At 72.1% G+C, this 25,509-nt stretch carries 18 protein-coding genes and 1 pseudogene; 17 read left to right on the plus strand and 2 right to left on the minus strand.

All coding sequences use genetic code 11. From position 1 onward, the window contains the following. Window positions 1–61 precede the first annotated feature (61 nt). From ABD652_RS02700 to ABD652_RS02710, 3 genes and pseudogenes are all read left to right on the plus strand, one after another. Entirely contained in the window at window positions 62–1,096 is a 1,035-nt protein-coding gene (locus tag ABD652_RS02700; RefSeq protein WP_344717886.1) for a metal ABC transporter solute-binding protein, Zn/Mn family, read from the plus strand. A 70-nt stretch (window positions 1,097–1,166) separates the two neighbouring features. Then, window positions 1,167–1,952 (plus strand): annotated as a pseudogene (locus tag ABD652_RS02705) (metal ABC transporter ATP-binding protein); the annotation flags it as partial. Window positions 1,953–1,954: 2 nt separating this feature from the next. After that, entirely contained in the window at window positions 1,955–2,884 is a 930-nt protein-coding gene (locus tag ABD652_RS02710) for a metal ABC transporter permease (protein ID WP_344717890.1), read from the plus strand. A gap of 61 nt (window positions 2,885–2,945) precedes the next feature. Here ABD652_RS02710 and ABD652_RS02715 read toward each other — a convergent pair whose 3' ends face one another. Continuing rightward, on the minus strand, window positions 2,946–3,386 hold the full coding sequence (locus ABD652_RS02715) for a Fur family transcriptional regulator (protein ID WP_344717892.1): 441 nt from the start codon (window positions 3,384–3,386) through the stop codon (window positions 2,946–2,948). Window positions 3,387–3,596: 210 nt separating this feature from the next. Between ABD652_RS02715 and ABD652_RS02720 the strand changes: the two genes are divergently transcribed. From ABD652_RS02720 to mmsB, 12 genes are all read left to right on the plus strand, one after another. Continuing rightward, complete coding sequence (locus ABD652_RS02720) at window positions 3,597–5,111, plus strand: alpha-N-arabinofuranosidase (RefSeq protein ID WP_344717894.1); 1,515 nt, start codon at window positions 3,597–3,599, stop codon at window positions 5,109–5,111. Window positions 5,112–5,244: 133 nt separating this feature from the next. Then, on the plus strand, window positions 5,245–6,555 hold the full coding sequence (locus ABD652_RS02725) for an ABC transporter substrate-binding protein (RefSeq protein ID WP_344717897.1): 1,311 nt from the start codon (window positions 5,245–5,247) through the stop codon (window positions 6,553–6,555). 183 nt (window positions 6,556–6,738) lie between these two features. Further along, entirely contained in the window at window positions 6,739–7,758 is a 1,020-nt protein-coding gene (locus ABD652_RS02730; protein WP_344717900.1) for a LacI family DNA-binding transcriptional regulator, read from the plus strand. 124 nt (window positions 7,759–7,882) lie between these two features. Continuing rightward, the gene (locus ABD652_RS02735; RefSeq protein ID WP_344717902.1) at window positions 7,883–8,314 is read left to right on the plus strand and encodes an HIT family protein; all 432 of its coding nucleotides are present in this window, start codon (window positions 7,883–7,885) and stop codon (window positions 8,312–8,314) included. Next, entirely contained in the window at window positions 8,314–9,330 is a 1,017-nt protein-coding gene (locus ABD652_RS02740; RefSeq protein ID WP_344717904.1) for a LacI family DNA-binding transcriptional regulator, read from the plus strand. Before ABD652_RS02735 ends, ABD652_RS02740 begins: the two co-directional genes overlap by 1 nt. A gap of 135 nt (window positions 9,331–9,465) precedes the next feature. Then, the gene (locus ABD652_RS02745) at window positions 9,466–10,788 is read left to right on the plus strand and encodes a D-arabinono-1,4-lactone oxidase (protein ID WP_344717906.1); all 1,323 of its coding nucleotides are present in this window, start codon (window positions 9,466–9,468) and stop codon (window positions 10,786–10,788) included. Between the two features lie 257 nt (window positions 10,789–11,045). Further along, entirely contained in the window at window positions 11,046–12,776 is a 1,731-nt protein-coding gene (araB, locus tag ABD652_RS02750; protein WP_344717908.1) for a ribulokinase, read from the plus strand. Beyond that, window positions 12,773–13,516 (plus strand): L-ribulose-5-phosphate 4-epimerase, encoded by a 744-nt coding sequence (locus ABD652_RS02755; RefSeq protein ID WP_344717910.1) that lies wholly within the window; start codon window positions 12,773–12,775, stop codon window positions 13,514–13,516. Before araB ends, ABD652_RS02755 begins: the two co-directional genes overlap by 4 nt. Further along, window positions 13,516–15,036 carry an L-arabinose isomerase gene (araA, locus tag ABD652_RS02760; RefSeq protein ID WP_344717954.1) on the plus strand — a complete coding sequence of 507 codons (1,521 nt, stop codon included), beginning with the start codon at window positions 13,516–13,518 and terminating at the stop codon, window positions 15,034–15,036. The genes ABD652_RS02755 and araA overlap by 1 nt, the downstream gene beginning before the upstream one ends. A gap of 214 nt (window positions 15,037–15,250) precedes the next feature. Next, on the plus strand, window positions 15,251–16,402 hold the full coding sequence (gene chvE / locus ABD652_RS02765; protein ID WP_344717912.1) for a multiple monosaccharide ABC transporter substrate-binding protein: 1,152 nt from the start codon (window positions 15,251–15,253) through the stop codon (window positions 16,400–16,402). 220 nt (window positions 16,403–16,622) lie between these two features. Then, complete coding sequence (mmsA, locus tag ABD652_RS02770) at window positions 16,623–18,170, plus strand: multiple monosaccharide ABC transporter ATP-binding protein (protein ID WP_344717914.1); 1,548 nt, start codon at window positions 16,623–16,625, stop codon at window positions 18,168–18,170. Continuing rightward, window positions 18,170–19,351 (plus strand): multiple monosaccharide ABC transporter permease, encoded by a 1,182-nt coding sequence (gene mmsB, locus ABD652_RS02775; RefSeq protein ID WP_344717916.1) that lies wholly within the window; start codon window positions 18,170–18,172, stop codon window positions 19,349–19,351. Before mmsA ends, mmsB begins: the two co-directional genes overlap by 1 nt. Before the next feature lie 87 nt (window positions 19,352–19,438). Here mmsB and hrpA read toward each other — a convergent pair whose 3' ends face one another. Continuing rightward, the gene (hrpA, locus tag ABD652_RS02780; protein WP_344717919.1) at window positions 19,439–23,725 is read right to left on the minus strand and encodes an ATP-dependent RNA helicase HrpA; all 4,287 of its coding nucleotides are present in this window, start codon (window positions 23,723–23,725) and stop codon (window positions 19,439–19,441) included. 106 nt (window positions 23,726–23,831) lie between these two features. Here hrpA and ABD652_RS02785 point away from each other — a divergent pair, with 106 nt between their 5' ends. Next, window positions 23,832–24,908, plus strand: a complete 1,077-nt coding sequence (locus tag ABD652_RS02785; protein ID WP_344717921.1) for an ABC transporter substrate-binding protein — start codon at window positions 23,832–23,834, stop codon at window positions 24,906–24,908. A 32-nt stretch (window positions 24,909–24,940) separates the two neighbouring features. Beyond that, window positions 24,941–25,509 (plus strand): ABC transporter permease (locus ABD652_RS02790; RefSeq protein ID WP_425574532.1); only part of this gene is annotated, 569 nt, incomplete at its 3' end.

The following is a 25,509-nucleotide window of genomic DNA, read 5'->3' on the forward strand; positions in this document are numbered from 1 at the left end:
CTCGGCATGAGCCGCGCGGTCGGCGGGCCGTCGCCTCCCTCTCGTCCTGAAAGGCTCCGCCATGTCCGGCCCTGTGATCTCCCGTCCTGTCGCGTCGACCCCGCCGGCGCGCCGTCGCCCGATCCGTCCGGCGGCCGGCGCCGCGGCGCTGGCCCTGCTCCTCGCCGGATGCGGCGGAGCCCAGGGGGCGGACGAGGACGAGCGGATGCTGGTGCTGACCTCCACCGACGTCTACGCCTCGCTGGCCGAGCACGTCGTCGACGGCGCGGCCGACGTCGAGGCCGTGGTCGACGAGCCGGCGCTGGATCCGCATTCCTACGAGGCGACGCCCCAGGACCGGCTGAGCGTCGAGGAGGCGGACGTGCTGATCGCGAACGGCGGCGGCTACGACCCCTTCCTGACCCAGCTGGCCACGGCGGCGGAGAAGGAGGACGCCGTCGTGCAGGTGATCGACGGCCCCAACGAGCATGCGCATGACGACTCCGGCGGATCAGACGACTCCGGCGACTCCGACGGCGAGGACGCGCACGCCGGCCACGAGCATGGAGCCGCCGCCGAGGCGCTCGCCGCCAACGAGCACGTCTGGTACGACCTGCCGATGATGAGCGACTTCGTGGAGGACCTCGCCGAGGAGCTCGGCGAGCGGTCGCCGGAGCACGCCGAGGAGTTCACGCAGAACGCCGAGGAGCTCGCCGCGGAGATCGACGCGCTCGACGAGGAGGCCCGCGCCGTCAACGCCGACGGTCTGCAGACTCTGGCCACTGAACCGGTCTCGGCGCACCTGCTGGTCCGGATGGGATACGAGGACGTCACCGACCCCGACTTCCTCGGCGCCGTGGAGCACGGCGAGGACGTCTCTCCCCGGCTGCAGCAGCGGGCGCTGGACGCCGCGTCCGGCGGCGAGATCGACCTGCTCGCCTACAACTCGCAGACCGAGACGCACCAGTCCGAGCGCATCCGCACCGCCGCCGAGGAGGCGGAGGTGCCGGTGATGGACTTCCGCGAGACGCTGCCCGACGACACCGACGACTACCTCGTCTGGATGCGCGACACCGTCTCCTCGGTCCGGCAGATCGCGGAGGACGACGATGCGTGAGGGGCCGGTCCTCGCCCTGCACGACGCCGCCGTCGGCTTCGACGGCCGGACGCTGTGGCGGCAGCTGGATCTGCAGCTCGCCCCGGGGGAGTTCCTGGCCGTGCTGGGCCCCAACGGCGCCGGCAAGTCCACGCTGCTGAAAGTGCTGCTGGGGCTGCAGAAGCTCACCGCCGGCACCGCCGAGATCGCCGGACGGCCGGCGCGCCGCGGCAGCAGCGCCGTGGGCTACATCCCGCAGCAGCACACGATGCCGACCGAGACTCCGCTGCGCGGGCGCGACCTGGTCGCCCTGGGGCTCGACGGGCACCGCTTCGGCCTGCGCCTCCGCGGCCGGTCCGAGCGTCGCGAGGTCGACCGGCTCCTCGAGGAGGTCGGCGCGACCGAGTACGCCGACATGCCCGTCGGACTGCTCTCCGGCGGCGAGCAGCAACGGCTGCGCGCCGCCCAGGCGCTCGCGGGCGACCCGGCGGTGCTGCTCTGCGACGAACCGCTGCACTCGCTGGACCTGCACCACCAGCAGGCCATCACCGACCTGATCCAGCGCCAGGCGGCCGAACGCGGCGCCGCCGTCGTCTTCGTGACCCATGAGATCAACCCGGTGATCGACCATGTCGACCGGGTGCTGTACTTCGCCCGCGGTCAGCACCGCATCGGGGCCACGCGCGAGGTGATGCGCACCTCCGTGCTCAGCGAGCTCTACGACGCGCCCGTCGACGTGCTCGAGCACCGCGGTCGGCTGGTGGTCATGGGTCAGCATCTGGAGGGGCACCACTGCACCCCGGAGGACGAGCGGACCGCGGCGCCGGAGCACGACTCGGCGGAGTCGAGTCACGACGGACGGATCGGAGCGCACTGACCATGGACCAGTTCCTCTCCTCCTTCACCGTCGAGGACTATTGGCGCCTCTTCGACCTGGTGCGCAATTCGGTGATCACCGCCGGCGTGCTGGGGCTGATGGGCGGCCTCGTCGGAGTGTTCATCATGCTGCGTCGCACCGCGCTGGTCGTCCACGGGATCGCCGAGGTCTCCTTCGCCGGAGCGGCCCTGGCGCTGCTGCTGGGCCTCGACGTCGTCGCCGGATCGGCCGTCGGCGCCGTGGTCCTGGCGCTGCTCATCGGCGGGCTGAGCCTGAAGGACAAGGACACCTCCGGCGTGGCCGGCGTGCTGATGCCCTTCGGGCTCGGCCTCGGCATCCTCTTCCTCTCGCTCTACGACGGGAGGTCGTCGAATAAATTCGGCCTGCTGACCGGCCAGATCGTCGGCGTCGACGACGTGCAGACGCAGACGCTGGTCACCGGGGCGGTGCTGATCATGGCCGTGCTGGTCCTCGTCTGGCGTCCGATGCTCTTCGCCTCGGTCGATCCGCAGCTCGCCCGCGCCCGCGGCGTGCCGGTCAACGCGCTCTCGCTGCTGTTCATGGGGCTGCTCGGCGGCGCGGTGGCGATGTCGGTGCAGGTCGTCGGCGCGCTGCTGGTGCTCTCGCTGCTGGTGGTGCCGGCGGCGGCGGCGCTGAAGGTCACCGCGCGGCCGGTGCTGGCGGTGGGGCTGTCGATGCTCTTCGGTCTGATCTCCGCCGTCGGCGGCATCATGCTCGCGCTCACCGGCGAAGTGCCGATCAGCCCCTACATCACCACGATCGCCTTCATGATCTACCTGGTCTGCCTGGCGGCGGGCCGCGGCCGTGGCCGGCGCCGACGTCGGCAGGCCGCGCAGATGCTCGACGGCGACCGCATGAGCGGCTCCGGCGCTGCGGGCGCTCCGCCGGCCGCGGCCTCGTCCCGCGGCTGAGGCGTCGCCGGGGGCAGCTGGGAGCTGAACCCGGAATCGGCTCCGGGCAGAGGCGGCGTGGTCAGCCGGCGTCGGGCTCGTCGTCGCGGGCGGCCGCGCAGCCGGCGCAGAGCCCGAAGATCTCCAAGGTGTGGTGGACGTCGGTGAATCGGTGCTCGGCGGCCAGCCGGCCGGTCCAGGCTTCGATGTCCGGGGCCTCGAACTCCACAGTCAGTCCGCATCGGCGGCACACCAGATGATGGTGGTGCTCCTCGCGCGCGCACAGCCGGTAGACGGCCTCGGCGTCGTCGGGGCGGACGACGTCGAGCAGCCCGTCCTCCTGGTGGGACTGCAGCACGCGGTAGACCGTGGCCAGCGAGACCGTCTCGCCGCGCTCCTGCAGGATCCGGTGGAGCTCCTGGGCGCTGACGAAGTCGTCGAGCGCGTTCAGCGCCGCCCAGACGGCGCGCTTCTGGCGCGTCGAGCGGCCGCGGACCGGCGGGGCCGAGGAATCGGTGGTCACGGGCGGGGTCATCCTCCCAGGAGTCTCGATCACCGGGGGCCGAGCGCACCGCGCGCACGCCCCGGATCGGGCTCGTCCAGGATATCAGCGTGGTCTCCGGCGTCGTCGGGGAGCGGCGCCGCCCGTGACGGTGTCGTCGAGGACGGGGCATGTATCGTTAAAGGGCAGGGGCTGCCGCCCTGTGACCCGCCGGAGGAGACGAGGAGAACCATGTCCAGCACCCTGAGCGCCGTCGTCGACCTGGACGTCGAGGGCCCGACCATCAGCCGTCACCTCTACGGCCATTTCGCCGAGCATCTGGGCCGGTGCATCTACGACGGGTTCTGGGTCGGCGAGGACTCGCCGATCGAGAACGTCGAGGGCATCCGCGACGACATCGTCGAGGCCCTGCGCGGCCTGGACATCCCCAACCTGCGCTGGCCGGGCGGCTGCTTCGCCGACGAGTACCACTGGGCCGACGGCGTCGGTCCGCGCGAGCAGCGTCCGCGGATGGTCAACACGCACTGGGGCGACGTCGAGGAGAACAACCACTTCGGCACCCACGAGTTCATGCGGCTCTGCGAGCTGCTCGGCGCCGAGCCCTACATCTCGGCCAACGTCGGCTCCGGCACGGTCCGCGAGACCAGCGACTGGGTGGAGTACCTGACCCGCGAGGGCGATTCGCCGATGGCCCGGCTGCGCCGGCAGAACGGCCGCGAGGAGCCCTGGCAGGTGGCCTTCTTCGGCATCGGCAACGAGCCCTGGGGCTGCGGCGGGAATCTCACCGCCGCGCAGTACGGGGCGACGGCGCGGCAGCACGCCACCTACGCCCGCGACCACGGGGGCAATCGGCTGCACCGCATCGCCGCCGGCGCCAACGAGGACGACTACGCCTGGACCGAGCAGCTGATGCGTGAGGTCACCTCGGGGCTGCAGGACGAGGAACCCTCGGACATCTACCAGGCGATCTCCTTCCACTACTACACCCGCTCGGGGCCGTGGATGGACAAGGGCAGCGCCACCGACTTCACCGTCGACGAGTACTGGACCACGATGCGCGCCGCGCAGCGCGTCGAGCGGATCATCGCCGGGCACAAGGCGGTCATGGACGCCTACGACCCGGGGCAGAAGCTGGGGCTGGCGCTCGACGAGTGGGGGAGCTGGTGGAACGTCGAACCGGGGACGAACCCGGGCTTCCTGTTCCAGCAGAACACGATGCGCGACGCGCTGGTCGCCGCAGTGCACTTCGAGGCCTTCCACACCCATGCCGACCGGCTGCGCCTGGCGACGATCGCCCAGACGGTCAACGTGCTGCAGGCGATGGTGCTGACCGACGAGCATCGGATGATCCTCACGCCGACGTACCACGTCTTCGCGATGAGCACCGGCCACCACGACGGCGTCCACCGGACGGTCCACCCGCTGAGCGAGGAGCCGGTGCGCGCCGTCGACGGCGAGACCGTCCGGACGCTGCCGGTCTCGGTCTCCACGCGCGAGGGGCGGATCACCGTCACCGCGGCGAATCTGGATCCCGACCAGGCGGCGACGGCGCGCCTGCGGCTGCGCGGCGGAGAGCTCGGCGGGGGAGTGCGCTCGGCGCGGCTGCTCACCGCCGAGCCGGCCGCGCACAACACCGCGGAGGCGCCGGCGGAGGTCGCGCCGCGGGACTTCGACGGTGCGCGGCTGGACGGCGAGGAGATGACGCTCGAGCTGCCGGCCTCGTCCTTCGTCGCCGTGGAGCTCTGAGTCGCGCCGCGGGCGAGTGCGGATTCGTGTGAAGCCGTGCGGAGCTGTTGACCTGTGACTCACATCACTCGTACTGTTGCGTTAAATCACCGGCGGGACACGCCGGAGCATCTGCGAGGGAGGATGAGGGACGATGAGCAACGACACCACGCGGACCACGCCCCGCACCCGCCGCGCGGCGGCGCTGAGCGTCGCCGCCGCGGCGGCGCTGCTGGCGGTCACCGCCTGCTCGGGCGGCTCGGACGCCGCGGAGGACGGCGACGTCACGCTGCGCTTCACCTGGTGGGGCGCCGAGCATCGCAACGCGGTCACCGAGGAGGTCATCGCCCGCTACGAGGAGCAGAACCCCGGGGTGACCATCGATGCGGAGAACTCGCCCTGGGAGGGCTACTGGGACCGGCTGGCGACGCAGTCGGCCGGCGACGACGCCCCTGACGTCATCCAGATGGACGCCAGCTATCTCAGCGAGTACTCCGAGCGCGGCGCGCTGCTGGACATGGACCAGGTCGACGTCTCCAGCTTCGACGACAACGCGGTGCAGAACGGCACCACCGACGACGGGCTGGTCGGGGTGACCACCGGCATCAACACGATGACGGTGCTGGCCAACCCGGAGCTCTTCGAGCAGGCGGGCATGGAGATGCCCGACGACGAGTCCTGGACCTGGGACGACTATCTGGAGCTGACCTCCGAGCTGCGCGAGGAGCTGCCCGAGGAGGTCTACGGCGACGGCAGCGTGCCGCAGACCGCCGATCTGCAGATCTGGCTGCGCCAGCAGGGCAAGCACCTCGCCGACGGCGACGGCGAGCTCGGCCACAGCGTGGCCGATCTCGAGGAGTACTTCGAGTACCAGCAGGACCTGCTCGAGGCCGACTCCTACCCGTCGGCGACGGTGATGCAGGAGGTCTCCGGCATGGCGCCGGGCGAGTCGCCCTTCGAGACCGGCGACCAGGCGGTCGGCCGCTGGTGGTCGAACCAGGTCCCGGCGCTCTCGGAGCAGGCCGCCGTGGACTTCGAGCCGCTGCGCTACCCGTCGCAGAGCGGCAGCTCCGAGGACAACGGCCTCTGGTTCAAGTCCACGATGATGTACTCGGTCAGCGCGGGCACCGAGCACCCCGAAGAGGCCCAGGAGTTCGTCGACTTCCTGGTGAACGACGAGGAGGCCGCCGAGATCATCGGCATGGACCGCGGTCTGCCGGCCAGCGAGGGAGCCCGCGAGGTGGTGCTGGACCAGATCGACGGCCAGGAACAGGTGGTCGCCGACTTCATCGACGAGGTCTCCGACGAGATCGGCGAGGCCGAACCCGTCCCGCCGGTGGGCTTCAGCCAGCTGCAGGACATCGCCTACCGCTACTGCAACGAGGTCTTCTTCGGGCGTCTGACCCCGGCCGAGGCCGCCGAGCAGATGCACGCCGAGATGCAGGAGGCGCTCGAGCAGGGCTGAACCCCCGCCTCCGCGCATCGCGGAGACGGAAGCCCTGGACAGCCGCCGCGCCGTCGGCCCCGTCCGCGGGTCGGCGGCGCAGTGCGCGCCGCGGATGCGGGCGCGGCGGGTCGACGTTGCTAGCATGCCGCAGAGGACGGGTGCCCCGGCGGGGCCGGCGACGACGACCAGGAGGTGCGGCTCATGGGGGCGGTGACGATGAGCGACGTCGCCCGGGCGGCCGGCGTCTCGCCGATGACGGTCTCCAACGTGGTCAACGGCCGGGCCGGCGTCAGCGACGCTGTCCGACGCCGCGTCATGGAGACCATCGAGGAGACCGGCTACCGGATCAACGTCGCCGCCCGGAACCTGCGGGCCGGCCGCAGCGGCGTGATCGGACTGGCCGTCCCGGAGCTGGACAACCCCTACTTCGGCGAGCTGGCCCGGCGGATCGTCGCCGTCGCCGGCGAGCACGACCTGCGCGTCGCCGTCGAGGAGACCGGCGCGGCCCCCGAGGGGGAGCGCGGGGCCATCCGCAGCTCGAAGCGGCTCGACTACGACGGGCTCATCCTGAGCACCGTCGGGCTGGACATGGCCGAGCTGACCACGCTGCCGCAGCTGCCGCTGATGCTGCTGGGGGAGCGGGAGAACCGCTCGGCGGTGGGCCACATCGCGCTGCCCAACGCCGACGGCGCCCAGGCGGCCGCCGCCCACCTGATCGACCGCGGGGCGCGGCGGCTGGCCTTCGTCGGCGGCCCGGACGATCGCGAGCCGACCATCCGCAGCATGCGCTGGGACGGCGTGCAGGCGGCGGTGCGTGCGGCGGGGATCGGCGAGGAGGACCTCCGGCTGGTCGACTGCGAGATGCTCACCATGGACGCCGGCCGCGCCGTGGGCCGTCGGCTGGGCGAGCAGCGCGTCGCAGGCGGCCCCGACGGCGTCGACGGGATCTTCGCGCTGACCGACACGCTGGCGGTGGGACTGATCCGCGGCCTGGTCGACGCCGGGCTGCGCGTGCCCGAGGACGTGCTGGTGGCCGGCTTCGACGGCATCGGCGTCGGCGCGCATCTGACGCCGTCGCTGACCACTGTGGAGCCCGACCACGACTGGACGGCGCGTCGGGCGGTGGAGCGGCTGCTGGAGCGCATCGCGATGAGCGGTCCGCCCGGCGAGGACGAGATCGCGCCCTTCCGCCTGGTGGTGCGCGAGTCCACCGGCGGCTGAGCCGCGTCGCCGGCCGCCGCGGAGGAGTCCGCCGCAGGTACGATCGGGGCCGGGGCACCGGCCGCTCCGCGGCGGTGCCGACCCGGCACCGGACCCGCACCGCACGACGACAGGAGCACCTCTCATGAGCACCGTCTTCACCAAGATCATCCAGGGCGAGCTGCCCGGCCGCTTCGTCTGGCAGGACGAGACCTGCGTGGGCTTCCTGAGCATCAACCCGCTGGCCCACGGGCACACGCTGGTGGTGCCCCGCCGCGAGGTCGACCGGTGGACCGACGCCGACGGCGAGCTGGTCGCCCATCTGACGCGCGTCGCCCACCGGATCGGGCAGGCCCAGGTCCAGGCCTTCGACTCCGCCCGGGCCGGTCTGGCGGTCGCCGGCTACGAGATCGATCATCTCCACGTGCACGTGTGGCCGTCGAACTCGATGGACGACTTCGACTTCTCCAATGCGATGACCGCCCCGGATCCGGAGATGATGGACGAGGCGGCCGCGACGCTGCGCGCCGCGCTGCGGGTGCTCGGCGAGACCGACCGCGTGCCGGACGCGTCCTGATGGTCCTGCCGCCGGGAGGCGGGGCGCGAGCACCGTCGATGGTCGACGTGGCCGAGCAGGCGCGCGTCTCCCATCAGACCGTCTCCCGGGTGCTCAACACCCCCGACGCCGTGCGGCCCGCGACCCGCGAGAAGGTCGAGCGGGCCATGCGCGAGCTCGGATACCGGCGCAACGCCACCGCGCGGGCGCTGAAGACGCGACGGACCGGACTGATCGGGGTGATCACCCCGGGGCATTCGGCCTTCGGCCCCAACCGGATGACGCTGGCGGTCGAGGAGGCCGCCCGCGAGCACGGCTTCGCCACCGCGCTGAGCGTCGTGCGCGACTCGCGGCCCGAGACGGTCGAGTCCTCCCTGGAGTTCTTCCTCGACCACGGCGTCGACGGGATCGTGGTGCTCGCCCCGATCATCGCCGTGGCCGAGGCGGCGCGGCAGATCGCCGAGACCCGCTCAGTGGTGCTCGTCGCCTCCGGGGCCGAGCCCACCGCCTCGCTGGACGTGGTCGGCATCGACCAGGTCCGCGGCGCCCGCGAGGCGGTGCGCCATCTGCTCGACGCCGGTCGGCGGCGGATCGCCCATGCGGCCGGTCCGGGGGAGTGGTACGACGCCCGCGGGCGTGTGCAGGGCTGGCGTCAGACGCTCTCCGCCGCCGGCGTCGCGGAGGGACCGCTGCTGCACTGCGCCGGGTGGACCGCCGACGACGGCTACGCCGCCGGGGCGGAGCTGGCGCCCCAGGTCGCCTCCGGCGCCGTGGACGCGGTCTTCGCGGCCAACGACTACATCGCCCTGGGCATGATGCATGCCTTCGCCGATCACGGGCTGGGCGTCCCCGAGGACGTCGCCATGGTCGGCTTCGACGACGTCGACGGCGCCGCCCATCTCAGCCCGCCGCTGACCACCGTCCGCCAGCCCTTCGAGGCCGTCGGCCGGGCGGCGATCGCCGAGCTCTTCGGCGCCGGCGGCGGGGAGCACACCATGCTAATCGCTCCGACGCTCATCCGTCGCGCCACCGCCTGAGGCGGACCCGCGGGCCGCCTGGGCGATGTCATCCGGAGAGCGCGTTCCGTGGGCGAGGTCACGGTTCGTCGTATGCTGTCGCAGGTGACTCGACGGGGCCGCGGGGTCGCCGTCGCCGACAGCGAGGAGCGTGACGTGGCAGACCATGTGGCAGACGAGAGGGCAGCTCAGCGAGCAGGCCGCACCGCCGAGCAGCCGGCGGGCGAGACCAACTGGGCGGGAAACCTGATCTACCGGGCGCGCGCGGTGCGCCGTCCGGAGTCGCTGGACGCGCTGCGCGAGGAGCTCGGCCGCCCCGGTCCGAAGCGGATGATCGGATCCCGGCACTGCTTCAACGACATCGCCGACACCACCGGCACGCTCATCTCCCTGGAGCGCATGCCCCGGCTCCTGGAGATCGGCGAGGACATGGTGCGCGTCGGCGGCGGAATGCGCTACGGCGACGTCGCCGAGCAGCTGCACGCCCGGGGCCGGGCGCTGTCGAATCTGGCCTCGCTGCCGCACATCTCGGTCGCCGGCGCAGTGGCCACCGGCACCCACGGCTCCGGCGACGCGGTCGGCGGCCTGGCCGCCGCAGTGCGCGCCGTCGAGATCCTCACTCCGGCCGGCGAGCTGCGGCGGTTCGAGCGCGGCGAGCGGGCCTTCGACGGCGCGGTGGTCAGCCTCGGCGCGCTCGGCGCGGTCGTCGCCGTCGAGCTGGACACCGAGCCGGCCTACGAGGTGGCCCAGACCGTCTACGAGCAGCCGCGCTGGGAGGCGGTGCTCGCCGATCTCGACGCGGCGACGTCGCTGGGCTACAGCGTGAGCATCTTCTCCAGCTGGCGCGACGTCGAGGTGGCCGACCAGATGTGGGTCAAGGCGAAGGTCGAGCCCGGCGCGGCCACGGCGACGGCCGCCGATCCCGCCGTCCTCGAGGCGCTGGGCGTGCGGCCGGCCGACGGTCGGCGGCACCCGGTCCCCGGCGGCGACGTCGAGGCCACCAGCCTGCAGGGCGGCGAGCCCGGTCCCTGGCACGAACGGCTGCCGCACTTCCGGATGAACTTCACCCCGTCGGCCGGCGCCGAGCTGCAGAGCGAGTACCTGGTTCCGCGCCGCGACGCGGTCGAGGCGATCCGCGCGCTGCAGCGGCTGGCGGATCGGATCGCGCCGGTGCTGATGATCGGCGAAGTGCGCACGATGACCGGCGACGACCACTGGCTCAGCCCCGCCCACGGCGGCGACACCGTCGGGCTGCACTTCACCTGGCATCCCGATCAGCCCGCCGTCGAGGAGGTGCTGGCCGAGCTCGAGCGCGAGCTGCCGGCCTCGGCGCGCCCGCACTGGGGCAAGCTCTTCGTCATGGACCCCGATCGGATCCGCGGGCTCTACCCGCGCTGGGACGACTTCGTCGCGCTGCGCGAGGAGTGCGACCCGCACGGGGCCCTGCGCAACGACTACACCGAGCGCCTGGGACTCTGAGACCTTCAGGCGCCGCGCGAGGCGCCTCCGCAGGCATCGAACGGGGGATCCACGACGGCTGACGCGCCGATCCGGCGACTCAGCGGCAGCGGATCCCCCGTTCGCCGCGCGCATCCGTTGCCCCGACACTCCGGCGGGCGAGGCGGGCTCCGCGCTCGCCATGACGCAGGACACAGGGGTGTGTGGCGCCGGACACGACGAGATGTTAACGTTAACACTCGGATGTGCTCTGGAACACGCGAAGGAGTCCTGCAGAGATGACCACCCCTGACCCCGTCGTGATCGGCATCGACTTCGGCACCCTGTCCGGACGTGCGCTCGTGGTGCGCGTCAGCGACGGCGCCGAGCTCGGCGGCGCCGTCCACGACTATCCGCACGCCGTCATGGACGACGCGCTCACCGCCCACCGCGGGGAGCCGCTGCCTCCCGAGTGGGCGCTGCAGGTCCCGGCGGACTACGTCGAGGTGCTCAAGACCGCGGTGCCGGCCGCCGTCGAGGCCGCCGGCGTGAGCCCGGAGCAGGTCGTGGGCATCGGCACCGACTTCACCGCCTGCACGATGGTGCCGACCACCGCCGACGGCACGCCGCTGAACGAGCTGGAGGAGTACGGCGACCGGCCGCACGCCTACACCAAGCTCTGGAAGCACCACGCCGCCCAGGGCCAGGCCGACCGGATCAACGAGCTGGCCCACTCCCGCGGCGAGGACTGGATCGGCCGCTACGGCGGGTTCATCTCCTCGGAGTGGGAGTTCGCCAAGGGACTGCAGATCCTGGAGGAGGACCCCGAGCTCTACGCGGCGATCGACCACTGGGTCGAGGCCGCCGACTGGATCGTCTGGCAGCTGACCGGCCAGTACGTGCGCAACGCCTGCACCGCCGGCTACAAGGGCATCTACCAGGACGGCTCCTACCCGTCGCAGGACTTCCTCGCCGCGCTGAACCCGGAGTTCGTCGACTTCGTCGCCGAGAAGCTCGACCACCGGATCGGCGAGCTCGGCGCGAACGCCGGCGGCCTCTCCGAGGAGGCGGCCGGCTGGACCGGGCTGCGTCCGGGCATCGCCGTCGCCGTCGGCAACGTCGACGCCCATGTCACCGCTCCGGCCGCCGACGCCGTCGACTCCGGTCAGATGGTCGCGATCATGGGCACCTCGACCTGCCATGTGATGAACGGCGACCGGCTCGCCGAGGTGCCCGGGATGTGCGGCGTCGTCGACGGCGGGATCCTCGCCGGGGCCTGGGGCTACGAGGCCGGCCAGTCCGGCGTCGGCGACATCTTCGGCTGGTACGTCGACAACCAGGTGCCGGCCTCCTATGCGGAGGAGGCCGCCTCCCGAGGGATCGGGCTGCACGAGCTGCTCACCGAGAAGGCCGCCGCCCAGCCGGTCGGCGCCCACGGTCTGGTCGCGCTGGACTGGCACTCCGGCAACCGCTCGGTGCTGGTCGACCACGAGCTCTCCGGGCTGATCGTCGGCCTGACGCTCACCACCCGCCCCGAGGAGGTCTACCGCGCGCTGCTGGAGGCCACCGCCTACGGCACCCGGACCATCATCGAGGCCTTCGGCGACTCCGGAGTGCCGGTCACCGAGCTCGTCGTCGCCGGCGGCCTGCTGAAGAACCGCTTCCTCATGCAGCTCTACTCGGACATCACCCGACTGCCGATCTCGACGATCGTCTCCGAGCAGGGCCCGGCGCTGGGCTCGGCCATCCACGCCGCCGTCGCCGCCGGACACTACGACGACGTCCGCGCCGCCGGGGCGGAGATGGGCGGACGCGTCGAGCGGGCCTACACCCCGGACTCGGCCGCCGCCGACGCCTACGACGAGCTCTTCGCCGAGTACGCCCGCCTGCACGACCACTTCGGCCGCGGCGGCGACGACATGATGCGCCGGCTGAAGGCGATCCGCCGCCGCGCCCACGCCGAGCAGCTCGCCGAGCAGCCGGCGGAGCAGCCGACCGAGACCGCCGCCGCGGAAGGAGCCCGCGCATGATCCGCCTGTCCGCCCTGCCCGAGCCGGTCCGCGAGGCGGTCGCCGCCGCGCGCGAGCGCGTCGCCGCGCTGCATGCCGAGCTGCCCCGCAACGAGCTGGTCGTCTGGACCGCCGGCAACGTCTCCGAACGGGTGCCGGCCGTCGAGGCCGCGCGGCTCGGCGCCGACGAGGAGCAGCCCGCGCTCTTCGTCATCAAGCCCTCCGGGGTCTCCTACGACGAGCTCACCGCCGAGTCCATGGTCGTCTGCACACTGGACGGCGAGAAGATCGACGACGGCACGCCGGAGACGCTCACGCCGTCCTCGGACACCGCCGCCCATGCCTACGTCTACCGGCACATGGACGAGGTCGGGGGAGTGGTCCACACCCACTCGACCTACGCCACCGCCTGGGCCGCCCGCAGCGAGCCGATCCCGTGCGTGCTGACGATGATGGCCGACGAGTTCGGCGGCGACGTCCCGGTGGGCCCCTTCGCGCTCATCGGCGACGACTCCATCGGCCGCGGCATCGTCGAGACGCTGCGCACCTCGCGCTCGCCGGCGGTGCTGATGGCCCAGCACGGTCCCTTCACCGTCGGGGCCGGCGCGAAGCAGGCCGTCAAGGCCGCGGTGATGTGCGAGGAGGTCGCCCGCACGGTGCACGTCGCCCGCCAGCTGGGCGAGCCGCCGCGCATCGACCAGGGGCAGATCGACTCCCTCTTCGACCGCTACCAGAACGTCTACGGCCAGAAAGGCGCATGATGACCACCACGCTGAGCAACCCCTACGCCGGCCGGAAGGTCTGGTTCCTGACCGGCTCGCAGGGCCTCTACGGCGAGGACACCCTGCAGCAGGTCGCCGACCAGTCCCGGCACGTCGCCGAGACGCTCGACGCCGCCGAGGCGATCCCGGCGACCATCGAGCACCGCGAGGTGCTCACCGACCGCGAAGCCATCCACGCCGAGGTGCTGGCGGCGAACGCCGACCCGGACTGCCTGGGCGTGATCGTCTGGATGCACACCTTCTCGCCGGCGCGGATGTGGATCCGCGGGCTCGAGGCGCTGACCAAGCCGCTGCTGCACTTCCACACGCAGGCGAACCGCGAGCTGCCCTGGGCCGAGATCGACATGGACTTCATGAATCTCAACCAGGCCGCCCACGGCGATCGCGAGTTCGCCTATATGGCCGCTCGCACGTCGACGCCGCGCAAGACGGTGGTCGGCCACGCCACCGACGAGCGGGTCCGGGCCAAAGTCGGCACCTGGGTGCGCGCGGCGGCCGGCTGGGACACGCTGCAGCATCTGAAGCTCTGCCGCTTCGGCGACACCATGCGCAACGTCGCCGTCACCGAGGGCGACAAGACCGAGGCCGAGATCGCCCTGGGCACCGCGGTCAACGCCTGGGCGGTCAACGACCTCGTCGAGCGGGTCGAGGCCGTGCCGCAGGCCGAGGTGGATCGCCTGCTGGCCGAGTACGAGGAGCTCTACGACGTCGCCGAGGAGCTGCGCGACGGCGGCTCGCGGCGCGAGTCGCTGGAGTACGCCGCCCGGCAGGAGGCCGGCATGCGCTCCTTCCTCGTCGAGGGCGGCTTCGAGGCCTTCACCACGAACTTCGAGGACCTCGGCGGGCTGCGCCAGCTGCCCGGGCTGGCCGTGCAGCGGCTGATGGCCGAGGGCTACGGCTTCGGCGCCGAGGGCGACTGGAAGACGGCCCTGCTGGTCCGCGCGGCGAAGGTCATGGGCCACGGCCTGGACGGCGGGGCCTCGCTGATGGAGGACTACACCTACGAGATGACCCCGGGGAAGGAGAAGATCCTCGGGGCGCACATGCTCGAGATCTGCCCGTCGCTGACCACCGCGCGGCCCCGGCTGGAGATCCACCCGCTGGGCATCGGCGACCGCGAGGACCCGGTGCGCCTGGTCTTCGACACCGATCCGGGCGAGGCGGTCGTGGTGGCGATGACCGACCTGCGCGAGCGCTTCCGGCTGACCGCCAACGCCGTCGACGTCGTCGGCCCCGACCAGGAGCTGCCGAACCTGCCGGTGGCCCGCGCGGTCTGGGAGCCGCGGCCGGACTTCGCCACCTCGGCGGAGTGCTGGCTGACCGCCGGCGCGGCGCACCACACGGTGATGTCCACCGCCGTCGGCGTGGAGGCCTTCGCCGACCTCGCCGAGATCGCCGGAGTGGAGCTGGCGGTCATCGACGAGTCCACCAGCACGTGCGGCTTCGCCCAGGAGCTGCGCCTCAACGCCGCCTATCACCGACTCGCCCAGGGGTTGTGACCTGGATTACGGCGACCCGTGAGACTATGTGTCACGGCACCGGCCGGGGCGCGAGCCTCGACCCCCGATCCCCGGCGGCCGCCGCGCCGGCTCCTCTCCGCACCACCGTCGACGCACGGGAGGGGAGCGGCGCGGCCGCCGGGTCGCCGCCGCATCGGCGGCGTATTCGCACTGTCCGTCCGGAGCGCCGGACGGAGACGTCAAGGAGGACATGATGAGGATCAGGAATCTCACCGCACTGGGCGCCTCGGCGGCGCTCGTCTTCTCCGTCGCCGGCTGCGCCGGCGGCGGTGCCGGCAGCGGCGACGGCGGCGGGGGCGACGAGGCTCCCGAGGACATGAGCGTCGGCGTGGCCATGCCCACCCAGACCTACGAGCGCTGGCTCAAGGACGGCGGCAACATCGAGTCCGGCCTGGAGGACCTCGGCTACGGCGTCGAGCTGCAGTACGCCGACGACGACATCCCCACCCAGTCCCAGCAGATCGACCAGATGATCACCCAGGGCGTGGACGCGCTGATCGTCGGCGCCATCGACGGCAGTGCGCTCTCCGCCCAGCTGGACGCCGCCGAGTCCGCCGACATCCCGGTGATCTCCTACGACCGGCTGCTGACCGACAACGAGAACGTCGACTTCTACGTCACCTTCGACAACTACCAGGTCGGGGTGAACCAGGCCAACGCCCTGCTCTACGGCCTGGGCATCCTGGACCAGGACTTCGAGCCGGCCGAGGACGCCCCGGAGGGGCCGCTGAACGTCGAGCTCTTCGCCGGCTCGCTGGACGACAGCAACTCCCACCACTTCTGGGACGGCGCCGTCGACACCCTGCAGCCCTACATCGACGACGGCACGCTGCAGGTCCCCTCGGGGCAGACCGACATCGAGCAGGCCGCCACCCAGCGGTGGGAGCAGGAGACCGCGCAGAAGCGCATGGAGAACCTGCTGACCACCCACTACAACTCCGGCGAGGAGCTCGACGGCGTGCTCGCGCCGGCCGACCCGCTGTCCCGCGGCATCATCACCGCGCTGCGCAGCGACGGACAGGGCGAGACCATCGAGGACGGGCTGCCGATCGTCACCGGCCAGGACGCCGAGATCGCCTCGGTGAAGCTGATCGCCGACGGCGTGCAGCACTCGACGATCTTCAAGGACACCCGCGACCTCGCCGACCAGGCGGTCGAGGCGGCCGACACCTACCTGCAGGGCGGCGAGCCGGAGCCGAACGACACCGAGACCTACGACAACGGGGCCAAGGTCGTGCCCTCCTACCTGCTCGAGGTCCAGATGGTGCTGGAGGACAACTACGAGGAGATCCTCGTCGACTCCGGCTACTACACCGAGGAGCAGGTCGAGTCCGGCCAGATGTGATCGCGGCGCGATCCCACGCCGTCCCGGACCCGCGGCGCCGACACCACGGCGCGGGACCGGGGCGGCGGGCCGCCCGGCGCCGCGATCCGCGGCGTGCGGTCCGGCCCGACGTCAGCCCCGACGTCACCCCTCGACGCTCACCCTCGACACCCACCCCTCCCCGACGACGGCCCCGCGGCGACATCCGGCGGGCCGTCGAGGCCTGGCCTGAGGAGGCCCCATGACCACAGCAGAGGACCACATCCTGCGGATGCGGTCGATCACCAAGACCTTCCCCGGAGTGAAGGCCCTCTCCGATGTGACCCTGCAGGTGCGCCGCGGCGAGATCCACGGCATCTGCGGGGAGAACGGAGCGGGCAAGTCCACGCTGATGAAGGTGCTCTCCGGGGTGTACCCGGACTCCAGCTTCGAGGGCGACATCGCCTTCGACGGCGAGCAGGTGCACTTCAACTCCATCAGCGACTCCGAGGATCGCGGCATCGTCATCATCCACCAGGAGCTGGCGCTGGTGCCGCATCTGTCCATCGCCGAGAACATCTTCCTCGGCAACGAGCAGGGAGCCGCCGGCTTCGTCGACTGGCACCGGACCAACGCCGCGGCCGCCGAGCTGCTGGCCGAGGTCGGTCTGGACGAGAACCCGGTCACCCCGGTCGGCCGGCTCGGCGTCGGCAAGCAGCAGCTCGTCGAGATCGCCAAGGCGCTGTCGAAGAACGTGAAGCTGCTCATCCTCGACGAGCCGACCGCGGCGCTGAACGACGACGACTCCGCGCATCTGCTCGGCCTCATCCGGAACCTGCGCGAGACCGGCGTGACCTGCATCATCATCTCGCACAAGCTCGGCGAGATCGCCTCGATCTCCGACGCGGTCACCGTGATCCGCGACGGCACGACGATCGAGACGATGCGCACCGAGGAGGAGCCCGACCAGCAGACGCTGACCGCCCGGATCATCCGCGGGATGGTCGGCCGCGAGATGGGCAGCATGTACCCGGACCGCGACGTCGAGATCGGCGAGGAGGTCTTCCGGCTGATCGACTGGCGCGTCGGCCACCCCGAGCAGCGCGACCGCACCGTCGTCGACGGCGCCTCGCTGCACGTCCGCGCCGGGGAGGTCGTCGGCATCGCCGGGCTGATGGGCGCCGGCCGCACCGAGCTGGCGATGAGCGTCTTCGGCCGCTCCTACGGTCGTTACATCTCCGGCACGGTGGAGATGCACGGGAAGCCGGTGACCATCCGCGGGGTCTCCGACGCCATCGACCACGGCATCGCCTACGTCAGCGAGGACCGCAAGACGTTCGGGCTCAATCTGATCGACGACATCCGGCGCAACATCAGCGCCGCGTCGCTGACGAAGCTGGCCACCGGCGGCTGGGTGAACGCCAACGAGGAGATCGCCGTCGCCCAGGAGTACCGGGACTCGCTGAACATCAAGGCGCCCTCGGTGCTCTCCACCGTCGGACAGCTCTCCGGCGGCAACCAGCAGAAGGTCGTGCTGAGCAAGTGGCTCTACACCGAGCCCGAGCTGCTCATCCTCGACGAGCCCACCCGCGGCGTCGACGTCGGCGCCAAGCAGGAGATCTACACCATCATCAACCGCCTGGCGGCCGACGGGAAGGCGATCCTGGTGATCTCTTCCGAGCTGCCCGAGGTGCTGGGCGTCTGCGACCGCGTCTACGCCCTCTCGTCCGGACGCATCACCGGCGAGACGGCCGCGGCCGACGCCACCCAGGAGGGACTGATGGAACTGATGACCAAGGAGACAGACTGATGGCCGGCACCTCGAACCTCCTCGAGCTGCTCACGCGCAACCTGCGCCAGAGCGGCATCTACATCGCCTTCGTGTTCATCGTGCTGCTGTTCACAGCACTGACCGGAGGCACGCTGCTCAGCCCGGGCAACCTGACGAACCTGGTGCTGCAGTACTCCTACATCCTGATCCTGGCGATCGGGATGGTGATGATCATCGTCGCCGGGCACATCGACCTCTCCGTGGGCTCGGTGGTCGCGCTGACCGGCGCGGTCGCGGCGGTGGTCACGATCAGCCACGGCCTGCCCTGGTGGCTCGGCGTCGTCGCGGCGCTGGCCACCGGCGCGCTGGTCGGCGTCTGGCAGGGCTTCTGGGTCGCCGTCGTCGGCATCCCGGCGTTCATCGTCTCGCTGGCGGGCATGCTGATCTTCCGCGGCCTGACCTACCTGACGCTGGACAACGTCTCGCTCTCGCCGTTCCCGAGCGAGTACCGGTTCATCGCCGGCGGCTTCTTCAACGGCCTGCTCGGCGGTCCCGGCTACGACGTCTTCACCCTGGTGCTCGCCGCCGCGGCCGCGCTGGCCTTCGCCTATAAGGAGTGGCGCGCGCGCAGCCGCAAGATCCAGTACCGCCAGCCGGTGGAGGCGCTCTGGCTCTTCGTGCTGAAGGTCCTCGCCGTCGCGGCCGTGCTGCTGGCCTTCGCCTGGCAGCTGGCCAACAGCCGGGGCATGCCCTTCGTGCTGATCCTGCTGGCCGCGCTGGTGCTGATCTACGCCTTCGTCACCCAGCAGACGGTCTTCGGCCGGCACATCTACGCGATGGGCGGCAACCTGCAGGCCGCGAAGCTCTCCGGCGTGAAGACCAAGCGGGTGAACTTCCTGCTCTTCGTCAACATGGGCGTGCTGGCCGCCGTCGCCGGCATCGTCTACTCGGCCCGTTCGAACGGCGCCCAGCCCGGCGCCGGCGAGATGTTCGAGCTCGACGCCATCGCCGCGGCCTTCATCGGCGGCGCGGCCGTCACCGGCGGCGTCGGCCGGGTGCAGGGAGCCATCGTCGGCGGCCTGATCATGGCGGTGATGTCCAACGGCATGCAGATCATGGGCATCGACCAGTCCACGCAGAACGTCGTCCGCGGCGTGGTGCTGGTGCTCGCCGTCGCCTTCGACGTCTGGAACAAGAAGCGGGCCGCCGTGACGAGCTGACCCGTCCCGCGCCCCCGACGACGGCGGCCCCGGTCGTCCCCGGCTCTCCGGGGAGGGCCGGGGCCGCCGTCGTGCGGCGGGGAGGGGTCAGCGGGAGGCCTGCTTCAGCGCCCGGCGGATCCGCTTGGCCGAGACCGGCTGGGCGGTGCCCAGCTGCTGGGCGAAGAGGTTCACCCGGAACTCCTCGAGCATCCAGCTGACCGCGCGCAGCGACTGCGGCACCGGCCGCTGCGCCGGCACGGCCTCCACGGCGGCGTCGTACTCGTCCTCCAGCTGCTGGACCATGGCCCGGTCGGTGGCGTCCTTGGACAGCGACTGGCCGGCCTCCAGCCGGTCGAGCCGCATCAGCATCGCCCGCAGGTAGCGGGGCAGATGCCGCACCTGGGCCGCCCCGGCGGAGGAGACGAAGCCGGCCGGGACCAGCTGCTCCAGCTGGGCCTGCATGTCGCTGACCGCCTCGCGCAGCGCCGGCGAGCTCGCCGCCTGCAGCCGCGAGTCCACCTCGGCGCGCAGCGAGAGCACCTGGGCGACGACGTCGGTCAGCCCCAGGACCTGCTCGATGAGCTCGGCGCGGGCGTACCGGGAGACCTGCTCGAACTCCGCGGCGGTGAAGGGCGGCTCCTCGCCGAGCAGATGATCCAGGGCGGCGGTGGTGCAGTCGACCACCAGCGAATCCACCGTCCCGTGCGGGGCCTGCCCGAAGGCCAGCCGCTCGCGGGTGCTCAGGTGCTCGACCACGTAGCGCTGCGGCGAGGGCAGCACCTCGCGCAGCAGGGCGACGACGCCGCGTCGATGGATGCGCGTCTGGTCCTCCGCGGAATCCTGCACGCTGCAGAACACGCCGCCCCGGTCCTCGGGCTCGGGCTGCAGGGCGGGGTATCCGGTGACCTCGTGGCCGGAGACCACAGTGCTGATCCGCCGCGGCAGATCGCCGAAGGTCCAGGCGGTCTGCTCGCGCTGCGTCGGCACAGCCGCGCCGGAGCTCGCGCCGGCCCCCGCCGCCGCGCCGGAGGCGGGCTGCTGCGCGGCGTGCTGCGCCCCGGCCCGGCCGTGCTGGTCCGTCGGCTGCGACCGGCCCGCCCCTCCGGGGTCGGGAGCGGCGTCGCCGTCGGCCCCGCCGGATCCGGCCAGCGATCGGGTGATCGCCGCGCGGGTCTGTTCGGCGAAGCCCAGCTGCAGCTCCTCGAGATCCTGCGAGGAGTCCAGCACCCGGCCCTTGTCGCTGACCACCGCCACTGTGAGGCGCAGATGCTCGGGCAGCGCGTCCAGGTCGAAGACCGAGGAATCCACCGGGATGCCGCGCAGGTCCTGCAGCACGGCCGCCAGCGCCTCGGGCAGCGGCTCGGCGCCGACGGCGTGCTCGGCCTCCAGCCGCTCGCGGGCGGTCGCGGCGACGTCCGGGGCGGGCACGAAGTTCTTCCGGACCTGCTTGGGCATCGACCGGATCAGCTGGGTGATCAGCTCGGTGCGCAGCCCGGGGATGAGCCAGTCCAGCGCCTCGCGGCGCAGCTGGTTGAGGAAGACCACCGGCACGCGCACCGTCACGCCGTCGGCGGTGCCCGTCCGCGTCCCGTCGGAGGAGGAGCTGGAGGAGCTCGAGCCCGTCGGGTCGAACTCGTACTGCAGCTCGAGCCGCAGCCCGTCGACGTCGAGCGTCTCCGGGAAGGCCTCGACGTCGAGGTCCTCGGCGGACTCGGCGAGCAGCTGCTCCTCGGCGAGGTCGAGCAGCTCCGGGGTCTCGTGGCGCTGCTTCTTCCACCAGGCGTCGAAGTGCCGCTGCGAGACGACATGCTCGGGGACCCGGGCGTCGAAGAAGGCGGCGAGCTCCTCGTCGGAGGCGAGCAGGTCCTTCCGCCGGGTGCGGTTCTGCAGCTCCTCGATCTCCTCGACGCGACGCCGGTTGCGCGCGTCGAAGTGGTGCCGGGTGCGCCAGTCGCCCTCGACGAGCGCGCGCTGGATGAACACCCGACGGCTGAGCTCGGGGTCGACCCGTCCGTAGAGCACGGTGCGGTCGGCGACCACCGGCACGCCGAAGAGGGTCTTCCGCTGGGCGGCGACGACGGCGCCCTTCGCCGCCGACCAGTGCGGCTCGCCGTAGGTGGTCTTGATCAGCTGCTCGCCGGCCTCCTCCACCCAGGAGGGGTCGATGCGGGCGACCATCCGCGCCCACAGCCGCGAGGTCTCCACCAGCTCGGCGGCCATCACCAGGTCGTGGCCCTTCTTGAACAGCGCCGAGCCCGGGAAGATCGCGAACCGGGTGCCGCGGGCGCCCTGATAGTCCCGCATGCGCGGGTCGCGCAGGCCGATCTGGCTGAGCAGCCCGACCAGCAGCGCGCGGTGCACCGGCTCGTGGCGGGCCACCGGGTCCACCGTCAGCTCGCGGGCGCGGGGCAGCGCCGCAGCGGCGCCGTCCTGCCGCCCGCCGCGGGGCTTCCGTCCGCCGCCCCGGCCGCCGCCCCGGCCGTTGCGCCGGCCGCCGCCCCGGCCGCCGCCCCGGCCGTTGCGCCGGCCGCCGGAGCCGCCGGAGCCGCCGGAGCCGCCGTCGTCGGCGGTCAGCTCGGCGCGCCGGGCGATGTCGAGCAGCTGGCCGACCAGGTCCTGCCATTCGCGGACGCGCAGATAGTTCAGATGCTCGCGGCGGCACATCTTCCGGAACTGGTTGCCGGAGAGCTCGTGCTGCTGCTCGACCAGGTGGCGCCAGAGGTTCAGCAGCGCGGAGAAGTCGGAGTCGTCGTCGGCGAAGCGGGCGTGCATCGCATCGGCCTGCTGCCGCTGCTCGAAGGGCCGCTCGCGCGGATCCTGCACCGACAGGGCGGCGACCAGCACGGTGACCTCGGCGAGGCAGTCGCGTCGGGCGGCCTCGACCATCATCCGGCCCAGCCGCGGATCCACCGGCAGGTCGGCCAGCGTGCGGCCGATGCGGGTGATCGTGCCCTTCTTCGGCCCACCCTTCGAGGCGCCCTTCGGCCCGCCCTTCGACGCACCGCCGCCGGCGTGCAGCGCGCCCAGCTCGGTGAGCAGCCGCACCGCGTCGGTGACGGCCTTCGAGTCCGGCGGCTGGACGAAGGGGAAGTCGAGCAGCTCGTCGGGGGTCTCGGTGATCCCCATCGAGGACATCTGCAGCAGCACGCTGGCCAGCGAGGTGCGCAGGATCTCCGGATCGGTGAACTCCGGACGGGACTCGAAGTCGGCCTGCGAGTACAGCCGGATCGCGACGCCGTCGCTGGTGCGCCCGCAGCGGCCGGCCCGCTGGTTCGCCGAGGCCTGCGAGATCGGCTCGATCGGCAGCCGCTGGACCTTGGTCCGCGTGGAGTAGCGCGAGATGCGGGCGGTGCCGGTGTCGATGACGTATTTGATCCCGGGCACCGTCAGCGAGGTCTCGGCGACGTTGGTCGCCAGCACGATGCGCCGGCGCCCGCCGGGGGAGAAGACCCGCTTCTGCTCGGCCATCGACAGCCGGCCGAAGAGCGGCAGGATCTCCGAGCCGGCCAGCCGTCGGTCGGCGGCGACGACGTCGGCCAGCGCGTCGGCGGCGTCGCGGATCTCGCGCTCGCCGGGGAAGAAGATGAGCATGTCGCCGTCGGGCTCGGCGGCCAGCTCGCGCACCGCGTCGCCGACGGCCTCCATCAGATCGCGCTCGCGGCCGGAGTCGGCATGGTCGTCGGCGGCGTCCTCGCCCTCGCCGCCGGCGGTCCCGGCCGCGTCCTCGGCCGGGTCGTCCTCGTCGGGCCGCAGCGGCCGGTACCGGACCTCCACCGGGTAGGTGCGGCCGGAGACCTCGACGATCGGCACCGTCGGCTCCTCGGGGTCCTCGCTGAAGTGCGCGGCGAAGCGCTCCGGGTCGATCGTCGCCGAGGTGACCACGACCTTCAGATCCGGCCGGCGGGGGAGGATCGACTTCAGATAGCCGAGGATCACGTCGATGGTCAGGCTGCGCTCGTGCGCCTCGTCGATGATGATCGCCGAGTACTTGCGCAGCATCGGGTCCCGCTGGATCTCGGCGAGCAGGATGCCGTCGGTCATCAGCTTCACCGCGGTGTCGGAGGAGACCTCGGAGGTGAAGCGCACCTGGTAGCCGACGTCGCGGCCCAGCGGCGTGCCGATCTCCTCGGCGAGGCGCTCGGCGACAGTGCGCGCGGCCAGGCGTCGCGGCTGGGTGTGGCCGACGATCCCCTCGCCGTGGGAGCCCAGCTCCAGCAGCATCTTCGGCAGCTGGGTGGTCTTGCCCGAGCCGGTCTCGCCGGCGACGACGACCACCTGGTGGGAGCGCAGGGCCTCCAGGATGGTCTCGCGCTCACCGGTGACCGGCAGGATCTCGGGGTAGTTCAGCGTCTCGGCGGTGAACTGGTGCACGGCGGCGGCGGAGTCAGTCATGGCGTCGTCCAGCATATCGGCCGCCGCGCCGCCCCGCCGCGGGCGGCCTCGGGACGTGGAAGAATGGAGCGATCCCGAGACCGCCGGACGGAAGGACCCCGGACCCATGCCTCGCCCCGTCGTCCCCTGCGCCCGCGAGACCTCCGGTCCGGACGGGCGCGGCCGGCGTCGTCCCGCGGCCGTCGCCGGCGGCGCCGTCGTCGCCTCCGCCGCGCTGCTGCTCAGCGCCTGCGGCGGCTCCGGATCGGGCGCCGAGGACGCCTACTCGATCGGCATCGCCCAGCCGGTGTCCCATCCCTCGCTGGACGCCATCCGGGAGGGCTTCACCGAGGCTTTCGCCGCGGCCGGCGTGGAGGCGGAGTTCGAGGAGCAGAACGCCCAGGGCGACGCGGCCACGGAGTCGGCGATCGCCGGACAGCTGGCCGACGGCGACCACGATCTCCTCGCCCCGATCGCGACGTCGCAGTCCCAGCAGGTGGCCACCGCCACCGCCGGCACTGATCTGCCGGTGGTGTTCATGGCCGTCACCGACCCCGAGGACGCCGGGCTCGTCGACTCGTGGGAGGAGCCCGGGGCGAACCTGACCGGCACCTCCGACCTCAACCCCGTCGCGAAGCAGCTGGAGCTGCTCACCGAGGCCGATGCCGGCATCGACACCGTCGGGGTGCTCTACGCCTCCGGCGAGACCAACTCCGAGGTCCAGGTCGAGCTCGCCGAGGAGGCCGCCGAGGAGCTCGGGCTGACGCTGCAGACCTCCACGGTGAGCGCCTCCTCCGAAGTGCAGCAGGGCGTGGAGGCGCTCGCCGACGTCGACGCGATCTGGCTGCCGACCGACAACGTGGTCGTCTCGGCGCTGGAGTCGGTGATCCAGTTCAGCGAGCAGCAGGACATCCCGCTCCTCGCCTCCGACGCCGAATCCGTCGCACGCGGAGCGGCGGGCGCGTGGGCGGTCGACTACCATGCCATCGGCGTGCAGTCCGGCGAGATGGCCCTGCGCATCCTCGAGGACGGCGCGGACCCGGCGAGCATGCCGGTGGAGACCCAGGAGGAGATGCAGCTGACCCTCAACCCCGGCGCCGCCGAGCGGATGGGGCTCGACCTGCCGCAGGAGCTGCTCGACTCGGCCGACGCCGTCGTCGACGGGTCCGGGTCCTCCGCCGAGCCGTCCGCCGACGCGTCCTGACCACCCGCTGACCCCGACGGAGCCGCCGCACGATGATCACTGCACTCGAGATCGGGCTGATCTACGCGATCATGGCCCTGGGCGTCTATCTGACGTTCCGCATCCTGAACTTCCCCGACCTGACCGTCGACGGCTCCTTCACCACCGGCGCGGCGACGGCGGCGACGCTGATCACCGCCGGCGTCGACCCGTTCCTCGCCACTGTCGCGGCCTTCGTCGCCGGCACGTTGGCCGGGCTGGTGACCGGCCTGCTGCACACCAAGGGCGGGATCAACGGGCTGCTGGCCGGGATCCTGACGATGATCGGTCTCTACTCGATCAATCTGCGCATCATGGGGTCGGCGAACGTCGCGCTGCTCGGCGAGGACACCGCGATCAGCGCGCTGCGCGAGCTGGCCGGCCGGGGGTGGGCCTCGGTGCTGGTGCTGCTAGCGCTCGCCGTCGTCTTCAAGCTCGTGCTGGACTGGTATCTGCACACCGACAACGGCCTGGCCCTGCAGGCCACCGGCGACAACGAGCAGATGATCCGCTCCTACGCGGTCTCCACCGACCGGATGAAGATCCTGGGACTGATGCTCTCCAACGGACTCGTCGCCCTCTG

This window comes from Nesterenkonia halobia, from assembly GCF_039536005.1.
Lineage (GTDB): Bacteria > Actinomycetota > Actinomycetes > Actinomycetales > Micrococcaceae > Nesterenkonia > Nesterenkonia halobia.